Source organism: Nocardia crassostreae (assembly GCF_001613405.1).
Classification (GTDB): Bacteria; Actinomycetota; Actinomycetes; order Mycobacteriales; family Mycobacteriaceae; genus Nocardia; species Nocardia crassostreae.
Genome location: NZ_BDCH01000032.1, coordinates 17933 through 32903, shown reverse-complemented (window position 1 = coordinate 32903; position 14971 = coordinate 17933). Strand labels below are relative to the sequence as shown.

At 68.2% G+C, this 14971-nt stretch carries 14 protein-coding genes and 3 pseudogenes; 7 read left to right on the top strand and 10 right to left on the bottom strand.

Annotated elements, in window-relative coordinates:
* Positions 1-5: 5 nt before the first annotated feature.
* The 3 genes and pseudogenes from NC4_RS43450 to NC4_RS30870 all read right to left on the bottom strand — a co-directional run.
* Positions 6-524 (bottom strand): annotated as a pseudogene (locus tag NC4_RS43450) (shikimate kinase); the annotation flags it as partial.
* Positions 521-1726, bottom strand: coding sequence for a chorismate synthase (gene aroC, locus NC4_RS30875; protein ID WP_067545390.1), 1206 nt, complete (start codon positions 1724-1726; stop codon positions 521-523). The pseudogene NC4_RS43450 and the gene aroC, both read right to left, overlap by 4 nt.
* Before the next feature lie 153 nt (positions 1727-1879).
* A complete protein-coding gene (locus NC4_RS30870) occupies positions 1880-2629 on the bottom strand; it encodes a prepilin peptidase (RefSeq protein ID WP_067545387.1) in 750 nt (249 codons plus the stop codon).
* A 153-nt stretch (positions 2630-2782) separates the two neighbouring features.
* On the opposite strand from NC4_RS30870, the gene NC4_RS30865 reads away from it, so the two are divergent.
* From NC4_RS30865 to NC4_RS30850, 4 genes are read left to right on the top strand one after another with little or no spacing between them, the layout of a single operon-like run.
* Positions 2783-3907, top strand: coding sequence for a M24 family metallopeptidase (locus NC4_RS30865; RefSeq protein ID WP_067545384.1), 1125 nt, complete (start codon positions 2783-2785; stop codon positions 3905-3907).
* A gap of 37 nt (positions 3908-3944) precedes the next feature.
* Positions 3945-4508, top strand: a complete 564-nt coding sequence (gene efp / locus NC4_RS30860) for an elongation factor P (protein WP_067545381.1) — start codon at positions 3945-3947, stop codon at positions 4506-4508.
* 19 nt (positions 4509-4527) lie between these two features.
* A complete protein-coding gene (gene nusB, locus NC4_RS30855; RefSeq protein ID WP_067545378.1) occupies positions 4528-5040 on the top strand; it encodes a transcription antitermination factor NusB in 513 nt (170 codons plus the stop codon).
* Between the two features lie 19 nt (positions 5041-5059).
* On the top strand, positions 5060-5317 hold the full coding sequence (locus NC4_RS30850) for a YciI family protein (protein ID WP_218021344.1): 258 nt from the start codon (positions 5060-5062) through the stop codon (positions 5315-5317).
* A 9-nt stretch (positions 5318-5326) separates the two neighbouring features.
* On the opposite strand, the gene NC4_RS43445 is transcribed toward NC4_RS30850, so the two are convergent.
* From NC4_RS43445 to NC4_RS30840, 3 genes and pseudogenes are all read right to left on the bottom strand, one after another.
* Positions 5327-5899, bottom strand: a complete 573-nt coding sequence (locus NC4_RS43445) for an SDR family NAD(P)-dependent oxidoreductase (protein WP_281186529.1) — start codon at positions 5897-5899, stop codon at positions 5327-5329.
* Between the two features lie 50 nt (positions 5900-5949).
* Positions 5950-6183, bottom strand: a pseudogene (locus NC4_RS44870) (SDR family NAD(P)-dependent oxidoreductase); the annotation flags it as partial.
* Positions 6184-6307: 124 nt separating this feature from the next.
* Entirely contained in the window at positions 6308-7288 is a 981-nt protein-coding gene (locus NC4_RS30840) for a quinone oxidoreductase family protein (protein WP_067545375.1), read from the bottom strand.
* Positions 7289-7372: 84 nt separating this feature from the next.
* On the opposite strand from NC4_RS30840, the gene NC4_RS30835 reads away from it, so the two are divergent.
* Together NC4_RS30835 and NC4_RS30830 are read left to right on the top strand one after the other, a co-directional pair.
* The gene (locus NC4_RS30835) at positions 7373-7954 is read left to right on the top strand and encodes a TetR/AcrR family transcriptional regulator (protein ID WP_067545372.1); all 582 of its coding nucleotides are present in this window, start codon (positions 7373-7375) and stop codon (positions 7952-7954) included.
* Positions 7955-8039: 85 nt separating this feature from the next.
* Positions 8040-9638 carry an alpha/beta hydrolase gene (locus NC4_RS30830; protein WP_067545369.1) on the top strand — a complete coding sequence of 533 codons (1599 nt, stop codon included), beginning with the start codon at positions 8040-8042 and terminating at the stop codon, positions 9636-9638.
* Between the two features lie 25 nt (positions 9639-9663).
* On the opposite strand, the gene NC4_RS30825 is transcribed toward NC4_RS30830, so the two are convergent.
* Genes NC4_RS30825 through NC4_RS30810 form a run of 4 tightly spaced genes read right to left on the bottom strand, consistent with a single transcriptional unit; the run spans position 9664 to position 13626 of the window.
* The gene (locus NC4_RS30825) at positions 9664-10302 is read right to left on the bottom strand and encodes an NUDIX hydrolase (protein ID WP_245722046.1); all 639 of its coding nucleotides are present in this window, start codon (positions 10300-10302) and stop codon (positions 9664-9666) included.
* Positions 10303-10312: 10 nt separating this feature from the next.
* Complete coding sequence (locus tag NC4_RS30820) at positions 10313-11602, bottom strand: adenylosuccinate synthetase (protein WP_067545363.1); 1290 nt, start codon at positions 11600-11602, stop codon at positions 10313-10315.
* Positions 11603-11614: 12 nt separating this feature from the next.
* The gene (locus tag NC4_RS30815; protein ID WP_067545360.1) at positions 11615-12601 is read right to left on the bottom strand and encodes a hypothetical protein; all 987 of its coding nucleotides are present in this window, start codon (positions 12599-12601) and stop codon (positions 11615-11617) included.
* Positions 12602-12606: 5 nt separating this feature from the next.
* On the bottom strand, positions 12607-13626 hold the full coding sequence (locus NC4_RS30810) for a hypothetical protein (protein ID WP_067545356.1): 1020 nt from the start codon (positions 13624-13626) through the stop codon (positions 12607-12609).
* Between the two features lie 440 nt (positions 13627-14066).
* Between NC4_RS30810 and NC4_RS43440 the strand changes: the two are divergent.
* Positions 14067-14942 (top strand): annotated as a pseudogene (locus NC4_RS43440) (aminoglycoside phosphotransferase family protein).
* The last annotated feature ends 29 nt before the right edge of the window (positions 14943-14971 follow it).

Sequence of the window (14971 nt, the reverse complement as noted above, 5' to 3'; positions counted from 1 at the left end):
AGGCCGAGTTTGGCGAGGATCATGCGGACCACGCGGCCGGGGCTGCGGCCGTCGGTGCGGACTCGGACGGTTGCCACCTCGCGGTAGAGGGGGCGGCGGATCTTCATGAGTTCGCGGTACTTCTTGGCCGGGTCGTCGCCGTTGAGGAGGGGGCGGTTGGTGCTCGCGCCGGTGCGGCGGAGGCCTTCGCCCACACTGATTTCCAGGTAGACGACGGTGTGGCCGCGCAGGATTTCGCGGGTGGCGGCGGACAGCACGGAACCGCCGCCGAGGGAGACGATGCCGCGGCCCGCCAGGACGGCGTCGCGGACCACCTGTTCCTCGATGCGCCGGAATTCGGGTTCGCCGTCCTCGGCGAAGATTTCCGGAATGGTGCGGCCGGTCTGCTCTTCGATGCCGGCGTCGGTGTCGTAGAGGTCCACGCCGAGTTCACGGGCGAGCTTGCGGCCGATCGTCGACTTGCCCGCCCCGGGCGGACCGACCAGCACCACGCACGGCGGCGACCGGTCGGGCTCGCCGGTCACTGCGGCGCGTTCGAAGGCACGTGCGGGCGTGCGTTGATCCGCTTCAGGTAGGCGGCGATATTGTCGACCGTCTCCGGCAGCGAATCGCCGCCGAACTTCTCCAGCACCGCCTGCGCGACCACCAGCGCCACCATGGCCTCGGCGACCACACCGGCCGCGGGCACCGCGCACACATCCGAGCGCTGATGGATGGCGACGGCCTCGCCGCCGGTGGACATGTCGACGGTGGCGAGGGCCCGCGGCACGGTGGAGATCGGCTTCATGGCGGCGCGCACACGCAACGCTTCGCCATTGGTCATACCGCCCTCGAGACCGCCCGCGCGGTTGGTCGAGCGCAGCACGCCGTCCGGGCCGGGCTTCATCTCGTCGTGGGCCTGGCTGCCGCGGCGGCGCGCGGTCTCGAAACCGTCGCCCACCTCGACGCCCTTGATGGCCTGAATGCCCATGAGCGCGGCGGCTAGTCGCGAATCCAGGCGCGCCTCACCGCTGGTGAACGACCCGAGTCCGACGGGCAGCCCCTCGATCACGACCTCGACCACACCGCCGAGGGTGTCGCCGTCCTTCTTGGCGGCCTCGATCTCGGCGATCATGGCGGCTTCGCCGTCCTTGTCGAAGCAGCGCACCGGGCTCTCGTCGATGGCGGCCAGATCCGAACCGGTCGGCACCACACCGGAGGTATTGGCCGCAGCGCCGATGGACACCACGTGCGAGATCACCTCGACCCCGAGGGCCTGCCGCAGGAAATTCTTGGCAACGGTGCCCGCCGCGACCCGCGCGGCCGTCTCGCGGGCGCTCGCGCGCTCGAGCACATTGCGGGCGTCGTCGAAGCCGTACTTGAGCATGCCCGAGTAATCGGCGTGCCCGGGCCGCGGCCGGGTGAGCGGCGCATTGCGAGCCAGCTCGGCCAGCTCGGCCTCGTCCACCGGATCGGCCGACATGACCTGCGTCCACTTCGGCCATTCGGAGTTGCCGACCTCGATCGCCACCGGTCCACCCATGGTGCGCCCGTGCCGCACCCCGCCGATCATGGTGACCGCATCGGCCTCGAACTTCATCCGCGCCCCGCGCCCATACCCCAGGCGGCGGCGCGCGAGCTGCGCGGCAATGTCGGCAGAGGTCACCTCGACCCCGGCCACCATCCCTTCGAGGATCGTGACGAGAGCAGGACCATGGGATTCTCCGGCAGTTATCCAGCGCAACACGGGTTACATCTTTCCACGAGAATTCGCTCGGCCGGACACGCGGTCCGCCGTAAGGCGATACGACTCACCTCCACCCCTCGTTCAGCCCCTCCCGAGCTGCCCGCCGTGGTATGCCGACCGCTGCCGCACCGGGCCCGGGCTCGCCCGGCGGTGTCACTCGCCTGTAAAGAGCGCAAGGACACTCGCCGCTGTCGATCGGACGGGCCGCGGAGCGCGCCGTACTCCGCGCCACCCCGCCGTTGGTTCGCGTCGGGTAGCCAAAGGTGTGGCAATGCGGAGTCGGTGATCGGTCGTGGCGCAGCGAGGTGTCGTCGGCCGCGTGGCCGCCCGGAGTAGGCCGAGGCCAGCCGCCGCCGTCAGCGCGGGTGTGGCCTCGCCCGGCGCTGTCCCTTCGCCCAGTCCAAGCGCGAGAACACTCGCCACACACATGGCCGGGCCGTGCGGGAGCGTGCGGGGCACCACCGCGGATCCGGAACGGTCGCGGTGCGTGTCGTGCTCTGCGCCGCCCCGCCGGTTGTTCCTGGGTAGCCAGGGGTGCGGCGTCGCGGAGGCCGCCAGCAGTAGGCCCAGGCCGGTCGCCGCCGTCAGCACGGGTGCTCCCACCGCCGCCCACACCCAGGATTCGGCCCCGCCCAGCGCGGTCGCTCCGCCCAGTCTGAGAGCGAGTTTCACGTCACCGGCGCCGAGTGCCGCCGGATTCCACAGGTGCACGAGGAGATACGGAATCGCCAGTAGGGCCGCGCCGAGGACCGGGACCAAGGGCCGATCGGTGACAGTCCCGTAGACGAGGACGAGCGCTGCGCCGGGCAGGGTCAGGGCGTTGGGTAGCCGCCGGGAGCGCAGGTCGAACCAGCTCAATGCCGCACACCAGGCGGTGAATATCAGCAGGGGCAGGGGTTCCATGGTTCGAGCCTGCCGCGCCGAGCCCCCGCGCGGGCCGCCCATTCGCGAAATGTGGAGAACCGCTTGGCATGTGAACATCGCAGCTTTCGCAAGGCGGCGCCCGTCTTCGTGTTGGGTGTCGGAGATGCCGCGTGTCGGCGGTAGCTTGGACGCATGTCTGCTGATCACGATCCGGTCCGGCGTCCCGACTACGCACTGCGCCGCGCCTCCCTGCGCAATCTGCTGGTCGAAAATCGAGTGGACGCGCTATTGGTGACCGATCTGATCAATATCCGGTACCTGACCGGATTCACCGGCTCCAATGCCGCCCTGCTGGTCTACGCCTGGGACATCTCCGAGGACCGCACCGTCATCTGCACCGACGGCCGCTACATCACCCAGGTCGGCGAACAGATCCCGGACCTGCGCGCGGAGATCAATCGCGCCAGCGCCCGCCGCGTGGTGGAGATCGCGGGGGAGTGGCAGACCGGCCGCGTCGGTTTCGAGAGCCACATCCTCACCGTCGAACAGCATCAGGCCTTCACCGCGCTGGGCACCGTCCTGGACCTGGTCCCCGTCGCGGGCCTGGTGGAACAGCTGCGCATGGTCAAGGACGACTACGAGGTCGGCCGCCTGGCCGCCGCCTGCGATGCCGCCGACGCCGCCCTGGCCACCCTGCTCGAACGCGGCGGTCTGCGCCCCGGCCGCACCGAACGCCAGGTCGCCCGCGAACTGGAATGGCTCATGTTCGAGCACGGCGCCGATGCCGTCTCCTTCGAGACCATTGTCGCCACCGGCGCGAATTCGGCTGTCCCGCACCACCGCCCGACCGGTGCGGTGCTCGCCACCGGCGATTTCGTGAAGCTCGACTTCGGCGCCACCGTCGACGGCTACCACTCCGATATGACCCGCACCTTCGTGCTCGGCCAGCCCGCCGACTGGCAGCGCGAGATCTACGACCTGGTCAATGCCTCGCAGGCCGCCGGTCGCGAGGCGCTCACCGTGGGCGTGGCCACCAATGCGGTCGATGCCGCCTCCCGTTCGGTCATCGAAGCCGCGGGCTACGGCGAGTACTTCGTGCACGGTCTCGGACACGGCGTCGGCCTGCAGATCCATGAAGCGCCCGGAATCGCCAAAACGGGCACAGGTACACTGCTGGATGGCGTGGCGGTGACCGTCGAGCCAGGTGTGTATCTCCCCGGCCGCGGCGGCGTCCGGATCGAGGACACGCTCGTGGTTCGCAAGGGGGGCCCGGAACTGCTCACCCACACCAGCAAAGACCTGACCGTCGTCGACTGACGCGCGGTTTGACCGACTAGTAGGAGATCCGAGGACAGTGGCGGACACCAGCGACTTCAAGAACGGCCTCGTGCTGAAGATCGACAATCAGCTCCAGCAGATCGTCGAATTCCAGCACGTGAAGCCGGGTAAGGGTCCCGCCTTCGTGCGTACCAAGCTGAAGAACGTCGTCTCGGGCAAGGTCGTCGACAAGACCTTCAACGCGGGCGTGAAGGTGGAGACCGCGACTGTCGACCGTCGCGATATGACCTACCTGTACCACGACGGCTCGGACTACATCTTTATGGATGGCGAGACCTACGACCAGATCCACCTGGGCGAGACCACCCTGGGCAAGAACGCGGGCTTCCTGCTGGAGAACATGCAGGTCCAGATCGCCATGCACGAGGGCGAGGCGCTGTTCGTCGAGCTCCCGGTCGCCATCGACGTCATCGTCACCCACACCGAGCCGGGCCTGCAGGGCGACCGCTCCTCGGCCGGCACCAAGCCCGCCACTGTGGAGACCGGCGCCGAGGTGCAGGTGCCGCTGTTCATCAACCAGGGTGACAAGCTGCGCATCGACACTCGCGACGGCTCCTACATCTCCCGCGTCAACTCCTGACGCGCGGATAATCGTGACCGTGGCCGATCAGCCCGACAAGAAGTCGAATTTCAAGAAGCTCGGCGCGCGTCACAAGGCGCGCCGCCGGGCCGTGGACCTGCTCTTCGAGGCCGAGGCCCGCGATATCGACCCCGCGGAACTGCTCGCCGAGCGCGTCTCGCTGTCCGTGCGCGACGATTCGGTGGCCCCGGTGAACCCCTACACCCGCGTGCTGGTCGAAGGCGTCGCCGACGATCTGGACCGGGTGGACGGCACCATCGAGTCCTACCTGCAAGATTGGGCGCTGTCCCGGCTGCCCGCCGTGGACCGCGCGATTCTGCGGGTGGCGGTGTGGGAGTTGTTCCACGCCAATGACGTTCCCCCGGTGGTGGCCGTCGACGAGGCGGTGGAGCTGGCCAAGGCGCTGTCCACCGACGATTCCCCGTCGTTCATCAATGGCGTGCTCGGCCAGGTGGTGCAGGTGGCGCCGCAGGTCCGCGCCGCGGCCGCGGCCACCCTGGCCCCGCGCCCGGCCGACGACGAGCAGCAGTAATACAGAGGAGAAGCGCAGGGTGCGCAAATACCTGGTGATGGCAATGCGCACCCCGCGCTTCGATTCGTCCGTGGCACAGCCACATCGAGAATGGCTCGACGTCGTGCGCTCGCGCGGCCAGCTGGTGGAGACCGGCAAGTTCACCGACAACAGTGGCGGCGCCTACGTCATCCTCGCGGAAAACCTCGATGCCGCACGCGAATTGGTCTGCACCGACCCGATCCACACCACCGGCGCCTCCGAACTCACCGTCTACGAGTGGGAAATCACCGGCTGAGCGTTCCGGTCAGGGGTGTGCGAGTCCCACCCACCCGCTGGTGAGCCGCTGCACCGCCGAACCGTCCAGATCGGCGAGCTTGGTTCCGGCGAAATCGCGTGCCCACTCGGTGGTTTGGACCCGGAACGGCGGATTCTCATCGGTGAGCGCCGCAATGATCGAACCAGCCGCATCCGCTGGAGTCTGCGCCACGCTGAACGCCTTCAGCGTGCGGTCGATATAGGCCCGCAAGGCCGGTGCGTACGGCCCGGCCGCCGCGACCATCGCGGGAATATCGAGCTGCTGACCGGCGACGAATTCGCTTGCCACCGCACCCGGTTCGACCACCGAAACCCGCACGCCGACCGAAGCGGCCACCGGCGCAAGCGATTCCATGAACCCCTCGACCGCGAACTTGGCCGCACAATACGCCTCGTTGAACGGCTGCCCGATCACCCCGCCCACACTGGTCACGGTGACCAGCCGTCCGCGCGATTCCCGCAGGTGCGGCATGGCCGCGCGAGCAACCTCGACGACCCCGAAGTAGTTGACCTCCATCGCCGCCCGCACCGGGTCCATCCCCGCGATCTCGATGGTCCCCACCGTCCGGCACCCGCATTGTTGACCACCGCATCGAGCCCCCCATGCCCGGCCACCACCCCGGCAATACAGTCGCCGACCGAACCCGGATCGGTGACATCCAACCGCGCGACCTGCACCAGATCGTCGACACCCGCCTCCTTGGCCGCGGTTACCAGCGCGTCCGCGCGACTCGGATCACGCATGGTAGCCACCGTCAGCCAGCCCATCCGTGCCGCCGCGACGGCGGTGGCAAGGCCGATGCCCGAGGAAGTGCCGGTGATCAGAACGGTTTTCGCAGTACCCATGATCTCGCCTCCGGTTGCTGTCGAACGGCGCCCTGCCGCCGCGTCCCGGGATGTCCGAACTGCGGCGGTCTCAGCGTAGACCTCCGGTGGCAGACCGCTGCCGCGCCGCGGGTTCGGGCCGCTGTCAGGACGTGGGGCCTGGCCGCAGCACGATCGTGCCCAGGGCGGTGCGCTCCTCGACGAGCTGGTGCGCGGTGGCTGCTCGAGCGAGCGGCATTACGGTTGCGGTGAGTGGGGTGAGTGATCCGCGGGCGGCGCGCTCCAGGGCTGCGCCGCGGGCCCGGTCCACTCCGGCCAGCCAGTCCGGACCGGCGCAGCCGATGAAGGTGAGGCCGCGCATGGTCAGGTCCGTGGCCGTCACCTGGGCGAAGGATCCGGACAGCAAGCCGTAGCCCAGCATTCGGCCGCGCAGTGGGGTCATCACGTCCAGGAGTGTGGCGGCGATGTCACCGCCGATGGCGTCGAAGACCACGTCCAGCGTTGTGCCGCCGAGGATTTCGGGCAGCCGCTGCGGCCATTCGGGATCGCGGTGGTCGAGTACTTCGTCCGCGCCGAGTTCGCGGGCCCGGTCCATCTTGGCTGGGCCGCCCGCGGTGACGATGACTCGGGCCGCGCCGAATTCCTCGGCGAGCTGGGTGAGGTAGCCGCCGACTCCCGTTGCGGCGGCTTGGATCAGCACGGTTTCGGTGCCGGTGAGCGCGGCCGTCTCCAGTAGGGGGATCGCGACCGAGGCGCTCATGGTCACCGCTGCCGCGTCTATGGCGGACAGGCCGTCCGGGATGGTGGTGACGGATTCCGCGGGGACGCACACCCATTCGGCGTAGGTGCCGAAGGTATTGCTGGCCACCATGACTCGCTGCCCGATCAGAGTGGCGTCCGTGCCCTCGCCGACCTCGGTGACCACGCCCGCGGCCTGGGTGCCGAAGACCAGCGGCAGCGGTGCGGGCATCGGAAACGCGCCCGAGCGCAGCATGGTCTCCGGGTACAGCACCGGAATCGCCTCGGTGCGTACCAGCACCTGGCCCGCGGTCGGGCGCGGCGCGGGCACTTCCCGCGGTGCCAGCACTTCGGGTCCACCGGTGGCGGTCATTACGATTGCCTGCATCGAAACTCCATAAATTGACTGACGGTCCAGTTGCTTCGACGACTATATGGACCGCCGGTCAACTTGTCTACGGAAGCCGAGGAAATGCCTGCTCAGCAGCCCAAGGAACGCGCCGATGCCGCGCGCAATCGGCGCGCGATCCTGGATGCCACCCGCACGCTGCTGGTCGAGAACGGGGCCGAGGCGCTCAGCATGGATCGGGTGGCCGCGGCCGCCGGGGTCGGGAAGGGCACGATCTACCATCGCTTCGGCAGTCGCGCGAACCTGCTCTACGCGCTGCTCGCCGAACCCGCCGAAGCGCTCATGGCCGCCATATCTGAAGGCCCGCCCCCGCTGGGGCCCGGTGCCTCCGCCGCGGACCGTCTGGTCGCCTTCTTCGACGCGATGACGCTGATGATGGCCGACAATGTCGAGCTCATGGCCGCCTACCAGGCGGTTCCCATGCCCCCGCACCCGCGCACCGCCGAGTTTCACGGCGCCTGGGACACCCACATCACCGCGCTGCTGCACAAGGTGCGCCCCGAAATCGATGCCGAGCCGGTCGGCCGTCTGCTGCTCAGCGCGGTGGGTTCGGAGCTGTCCCGGGGCATGGTGCGCGCCGGGGAGACCGACCGGTTGCGCGCCTCCATTCGAGAGATGGTCGAATCGGTATTGCAGCGACGCTGACGAATGGCTCACGAAAAAGTCATAATCGCCTGGCTACGATTTGCTGGTTTCATTCCGCTCCATCGAGAGGTGCGAGGAATCGACCATGCGCCACCGAACCCGACTCGCGGCCGTCACCGCGGCAGTAGCGCTCCTGCTCACGGGCTGCTCGAATGCCGAGCAGCCCGCCGATCGATCCGGTAAGAACGCCCCGGACGGCGCGGAGGCCACGCCCCTGGCCGGTCTCGCCGAATACCAAGGGCAGCAGATCGATTGGCAGCCGTGCCCCGAACGCCCCGACGCCGAGTGCGGCACCCTGCGCGTGCCCATCGACTATGCCGATCCGGGTGCGGCGGCCATCAAGATGCCGCTGGTCCGGCTGGCGGCCACCAATCCCGCCGCCCGGCTCGGCGTGCTGACCACCAATCCGGGCGGACCGGGCGAATCCGGCTTCGATTCGGTGCTGCTGCTGGAGAACGACGATCCGGGCCTGGGCCGCTTGCGCGAACGCTACGACCTCATCGGCTGGGATCCGCGCGGCGTCGGCCGCACCGCGGGCATCAAATGCCTCAGCGATGCCGAGATGGACGCGTACCTGGCGACCGACTTCACTCCGACCGATGAGGCGGGCAGGCAGCGAGTCGCGCAGGCGCACAAGAACTATGGCGAAGGCTGCCAGCGCAATGCGGGCAAGCTGCTCGGCTTCGTCGGCACCGAGGTGCTGCCGCACGATATGGACGTGATGCGGGCCGCGCTGGGCGACGACAAGCTGAACTACATCGGCTTCTCTTACGGCACCCGGGTCGGCCAGTACTACGCCGACCGCTCCCCGGATCGGGTCGGCCGCATGGTGGTCGATTCCGTGGACGATCCCGGCGAGAACGACGGCCTCTCGGACGAGCCGTCGGAGGACACCGGACTCGAGCCCGAACCGCAGGAGCTCACCCAGGACGAGCTGTCGGTCCGCACCATCCTGTCCTCGTGCGCCGCCGAACCGTCCTGCCCGGTCGGCACCGACCCCGAGGCCGCGATGGCGCAACTCCAGCAGCTGGTGCAGCGCGTGGACGCCAATCCCATAACGCTGCCCGACGGCCGGGTGCTCGGCTCCAACATGGCCTTGACGGGCGCGTTCCAGGCCACCTACGACACCGCGGACTGGACGGTCTTCGACCACGCCCTCGCCGATGCGCTCGCGGGCAATGGCGCCGAACTGGCCGCCCTCGCCGACGCGTACACGCACCGCAATGCCTCCGGCGAATTCGACACCGCCTCCTACGCGTTCTCGGCGGTCAGCTGCCTCAACGGCGATCCCGCCAAGTACCGCTCCAAGTCCGACGAGCAGCTGCTGTCGGGTCTGGAGCGTGATGCCAAGCAGGCGCAGGCCAGTTCACCGCTGTTCGGTGTGAACGGCGTCTACAAGGGCGCCCTGTGCGAGTTCTGGCCGGTGCCGCCCTCGGCGAAGGCCACCGCCCTGAAGGCGACGGGCGCCCCGACCATCCTGCTCGTCAACAACACCGGCGACGCCGCGACCACCCTCGCCGCCGCGGAGAACGTCGCCGCGAACCTCTCGGACGCGGTGCTCGTCGTCAACGAGCGCGACGACCACATCGCCTTCGGTAAGGGCTCGCCCTGCGTGGACGACGCCATCCTCGGCTACCTCAACGACGGCAAGGTCCCGGCCCGCGGAACCCACTGCACCGCCTAGCCTTTCGCAACCACGGCAGCATGGTTCAGGTGAGTGAAGGCCGATCGAAGGACCACATGGCCGCGGGGCGTCCGGTGGCCTTGACCCGGACTCGTTCCCCGGTGCGGGCGAGACCGGGCAGGGCTGCCAGGGTGCGGTTGAGGTTGCCGGGGTCGGGGCGGGCGCCGTGCAACGCGGTGGTGAGTTCGACCGCGCGGGTCGCGGGGAACTGCTCGCCGGTCAGGGCTCGCGTGAAAACCAGGTCCTTCCACAGCATTTCGCCCAGTCGCAGCTGACCCGCGGCTACGATCTGGTTGTGATCGAAGGCGAGTGGGGGCAGCTTGTCGAAGGCCGCCCACCGGGCCTCGTCGCTCTCGTGGTCGCTCACCACCGCCCACATGGCAATGGACAGCGTCGGTCCGCGCGGGTCGCGGTTGGGCTCGTCGAAGGTGGCGATCTGCCCCACCGCCGCAATGGCTTCCTCGGGCACACCGAGTTTCGTGTGCACCGCCCGCACGGCGGCCTCCGCGAGCCGCTCGCCCCGCCCCAGCAGCACGCCGGGCAAGGCCAGCTCACCGGCGAACGGCTCCCACTGCCGGGGCGCGATACCCACGGTGACGGTCGCGTCGTCGCGCCCGTACCGCAGGGCGATCACATCGATGGATACCGCCGATTGTTGCTCCACAAATCGGTAATCATGCCGTAGTCGCACGGCGGGCCGGAACATCCGGGTCCGCCTGTCGGCGCCCGAGGGCCACCCGGTCGGCGCGATCGGGGCCGTATGCGGTGAGCGCCACCGGCACCCCGAGTTCGGCTTCCAGATAGCCGAGCACATCGGCGGGCAGGTCGGCCAGGACGGGCGCCGCGCCGGTGAGCAGATCGGTGAGCCGCCGCTGGTACAGCAGATCCCGCCAAGCGCCGCATTCGATTCGATCGGTATAGCCCTCGGCGGTGAGATAGCCGGTGGCGGTTTGGATTTCGCCGATCGCGTCGAGGTGGTTGACGGCCAGGCCGACGATGCCTCCGCAGGCGTCGACGGCGTAGCGCAGCAGGATCGGATTCAGGTGGCCGATGCGGAATTCGCCCTGATAGCGGCCGGTGCCATTGTGCCGCTCGGGAATCGACAGCGCCGCATCCTCGGTGGGGAACGGGCCCGCGCCGTGGCGGGTCATATACGCCCGGGTCACCCCGAGAACATAGCCGGGCGCGCCGATGCGGGCGAGCATGGCGCGGGCATGGCGTGGTTCCACCGTGGACCAGGTGGTGTACGGGTGCAGGCCGCGCCATTCGTCCAGGAGCGCCCCCTGCGCGCCCTCGAACACCAGGCGGCCGTTGTCCGCGAAGGCCCTCAGCTGATCACCGGGCAGGATCGCCACCGCCTGCGCGAACTCGCGGTACAGGTCGATGAGATCGTCGATGGCGTCGTAGCGGTGCGCGCCCCCGGCGAGCAGCGGACGGTAGTGCTCGGCGAGCGCGATCAGCTTGCGCCGCAGCACATCCGGCAGTCGGCAGTCGGCGACCCGGGGAGCGTCGTTGGTCAGGGCGTAATGCGCCGTCTCGCCGATGCCGATACCGCACGAACCGTGCCGGGAAGCACCCCTCGCGTCCTCCCGGCAACGGTTCGCGGCTCCGTGGATGGGCGTGGTGAGCAGCGCTCGTTCGTCCACGTAGAGCAGCGACAGCGGATCGGCCACGCCGAGCGCGGCCAGGTCCCGGGCTTCGGCGGCCAGGGCAATGGGTTCGACCAGCATGTGCCGCGACAGCAGGGTCGGCACGCCCGAGAATGTGCCGGACCCGAACTGCCGGAAGGTGTGGTGGCGGCCGTCGGCGGCCACATTGTGCGCCGCCTGCGCGCCGCCATTGAACCGCACCACGGCGGCGACATCGAGCCGGGCTTGCGGTGCGCACAGCCAGTCCACGGTCGCGCCCTTGCCCGCATCGCCGAATCCGAGGTCCACCACGATCACGTGCCGGTCGCCGAACATGCCGTTCCCCTTCTAGTTTCCGAAATCGACGTCGTCGTCGCCGGTGCTCGCGGCGGGCAGCGCGCCCGTGCTGCGGCCGGTCGCCGCACCGGTGACGGCGAGCGCTTTGCCGACCGCGTCGGCCTCGGCGACGGAGCCGATATCGCGCAGATCCGCCAGTCCCGCACCGAGATCCACCCGGTCCTCGTTGATGCCGATGGTCAGTGCGATGAGCTCGCACACCGCCGCGGGATCGTCGAGCCGCAGGAACCGCTCGCCGAGCAGGCCGCGCCAGTGCTCACCGATCTCGGGATCGTTGTAGTAGCTGGACTGATTGGGCAGGATGTAGTGCACATGCCAGCGATCGGCCAGCTCGCGGTAGATCGAGGGCACCGAGATGTCCTGCCGCACTTCGTCTCCGATGACAGTGCGCACATGCCGCCGCGTCAGCCGCGCCTTGTTCAGTTCGTCGCCGACGATGAACAGATGGCCTTTGCGGCCACGCTTCTCCCACGCGTCGGTGGCGGTATGCCGGGCAATGAAATACGCGGCCAGTTCATAGCTTTCGGACTTCTGCCCGCCACCGCCGCCCTCCAGCAGGATCTGGCGCAGCTGCTCGTCCATCCGGTTGTCGGACTCGAACTGCCCCACCTGCAACGGAACCCGGTCACAGTCGGCATCCCCGATGGCGCCGAACATGATCTGCGGATCCTCCGCATACCCTTTGCGCTGCAATAGCCCGTGCAGCTTCGCGAGCTTCTCCTGCATGACGCGCGGCACCCGGCCCATCGACCCGGTGACATCGAACAGCACCGCGATGGGCAGCGAATTCCCGTGATCGTCGGAGTCTCTCGACTCCCGCATCCGCATCCCCTTGGGGTCGAGCGCGGGATGCGCGGCCCACTTGTCGTACGGCACCGACCGCATATCGGCCGTATAACCGAAATCGTCCAGCCCGCGCGCCGCCCGGAAGGTGCGCGCCGCATCGTAGGCGGTATCGTCCCAATTCCCGTAACCCATTGCTATCAATTTCCTTTCGGGAGCTCGAAGGGCCGGAAGCGTCGCTGTCCGTACAGTCCTTCGAGCAAGTCGTCGAATTCGCCGAGCAGATCGGCCGCATCGGGGCGCAGCCTCGGATTCGGCTGCAGGCATCCGGTGGCATAGGCCCGCATGGATGCGGGCGTGCGATCGCCGAGCATGGTGAGCATCAGCCGATGCGCGAGATACACATCGGTCGCGGAGGAGACCGCCTCGCGAATCTCCGGCGGATAACCGATGGTTCGTACGGTCGCCGCAGCGGGCGGCCCTGGCCGTGTGGCGAACGACCAACCGGCCAGCACCACGCCGTGCAGCCGAGGGTGAATGAGCACGTTCGCGGGCGCGATCGCCGTATGCACCCATCCGGCCAGCGCGGCCCCGGCCAGGCATCGCAGCAGCCGCCGATGCATCCATGCGTAATCGCGCGGATCCAACCCGCCGGGATACGCCAGCCGCACCTGCTCGAGCGTCACGAACTCGCCGGTGAGCGCACCGAGCATATTGACGGTGCGATGCTCGCCCGTGGCGGAGTCGACATGGTCGGCCGCGTCCACGAGTTCCGGAAAATACGGCCGCAACCAGTGGTGATCCCGGGCCACATCGGCGATGTCCCGCAACGCATTCCGCTCGCTCGCGAGCAGCCGATAGGCCGCCGCCCGGCGCGGAATCTTCACCACCAGGTCCGTGCCGATCCGGTACAGATCGGCCACCGACCCCCGCGCATGCAGTGCTTCGACCGGATAGGCGCCGTGCGAGCCACCCACTTCGAATGCTGTGGTGCTCGAGTCGATCCACTGCTGATACAACTCGGCCAGCCGCGCGAACGCCGTATTCGCCGCGGTGGTCTCCCCGGGGCCGACTCGGTCTGGGTGTACCAGGCCCGCGAGCCGGTGGTAGCGACGCTGCGCTTCGCGCTTCAGGTCGGAATCGCTTGTGGCAGCGCCGAAGAGGTCCTCGGGGTGCTGTGCCGCCCGGATTGCCTCAGCGGCGTCTCTCACCGTCCTCATTGTTTTAGTCTAGACGACTAAAACAATGTAATCCAGCCTTTGGGGTGACTTTCTTGTCCGAATGACAAAAACCTCAGTCGGTGGTCTATCCGCTGGCGGTCGGTGCTCCGGTCCTCGTCGGTGGCGGATCGGCTTCGCTCTCGTGCGTTCGCAGAACAACCCTGGAAGAGGGTCGCCTCGTCTGCCGTACCCGACCTTGGCTCCCCGGTTGGGAGCCGCCCCTCACGTTCCGGCCTGGCTGGATGGCTGTGGTTGCGTTCAGGGGCCAACCCCAAAGAGCAAAAGCTCGAGTCGCACCCGTATCGCTTGACATAACTGTGGGTTCACACCCATTGCTGTTGGTTCACACCCTGTATAGAGGGTGTGAACCTGCGGTAACGGGTGTGAACCGGGGTGGTTGACGGGGGTGGGGGCGGGTGATCTTGTTGGGGGTGGGCCGGATGCATGTTGGGCAGGCGGATGTTGACGGTGGGCTGGTTCGGCGGTTGGTGAGTGGGCAGTTTCCGGGGTGGGCTGATCTGCCGGTTGAGCGGGTTGGGTCGGGTGGGACTGTGAATGCGGTTTTTCGGCTCGGGGGTGAGTTGGCTGTGCGGCTTCCGCTTACCGGGGCGGGGGTTGCGGATCTGGAGCATGAGATTCGATGGCTGCCGAGGTTTGCCGGTGTGCTGGGGGTTGCGATTCCGGATGTTGTGGCGGTTGGGGATCCGGGGGAGGGGTATCCGTGGCGTTGGGCGGTGTATGGGTGGATCGAGGGGGAGAATCCGGGGGAGGGGCGGGTTGTGAAACCCGACCAGTTGGCTTGTGATTTGGCCGTATTCGTTTCGGCCATGTGGGGTATGGATATCTATCCCGGACCGATGGCGTATCGGGGCGGTCCTCTGGCTGCTGTTGATGTCGAGACGCGGACCGCGATCGAGGCGTTGCGGGGTACGGGCGAGAGAGTTGATCTCGACGCGGCCACGGCAGCTTGGGAATTCGCGCTCGGAGTTCCGGCGTAGTCGGGGGATCCCTGCTGGGTTCATTCGGATCTCATGCCGAGCAACTTGCTTGTCACCGACGGGCGGCTCGGCGGTGTGCTCGATTTCGCCACGGTGGGTGTGGGCGATCCGGCTTGCGATTTGATTCCTGCGTGGAACCTGCTGCCCGCATCGGCTCGGGAGATCTTTCGTGATGCTGTGGGTGTCGACTCGGCGACCTGGGCTCGGGGGCGGGGGTGGGCGTTGTCCATGGCGCTTGTTCAGTTGCCGTACTACCGCGAGACCAATCCGATCATTTCCGCCAATGCCCGTCATGTGCTCGGTGAGGTGCTGGGCTAGGGTGAGAGAAAGTGTGTTGTCGACTCTCA

Bases quoted from the DNA above. Each gene is read 5' to 3' on its own strand.
- NC4_RS30870 (WP_067545387.1), bottom strand. From the start codon at position 2,629: ATGGAACCCCTGCCCCTGCTGATATTCACCGCCTGGTGTGCGGCATTG.
- NC4_RS30865 (WP_067545384.1), top strand. From the start codon at position 2,783: ATGTCTGCTGATCACGATCCGGTCCGGCGTCCCGACTACGCACTGCGC.
- NC4_RS30840 (WP_067545375.1), bottom strand. From the start codon at position 7,288: ATGCAGGCAATCGTAATGACCGCCACCGGTGGACCCGAAGTGCTGGCA.
- NC4_RS30835 (WP_067545372.1), top strand. From the start codon at position 7,373: ATGCCTGCTCAGCAGCCCAAGGAACGCGCCGATGCCGCGCGCAATCGG.
- NC4_RS30830 (WP_067545369.1), top strand. From the start codon at position 8,040: ATGCGCCACCGAACCCGACTCGCGGCCGTCACCGCGGCAGTAGCGCTC.
- NC4_RS30820 (WP_067545363.1), bottom strand. From the start codon at position 11,602: ATGTTCGGCGACCGGCACGTGATCGTGGTGGACCTCGGATTCGGCGAT.
- NC4_RS30815 (WP_067545360.1), bottom strand. From the start codon at position 12,601: ATGGGTTACGGGAATTGGGACGATACCGCCTACGATGCGGCGCGCACC.
- NC4_RS30810 (WP_067545356.1), bottom strand. From the start codon at position 13,626: ATGAGGACGGTGAGAGACGCCGCTGAGGCAATCCGGGCGGCACAGCAC.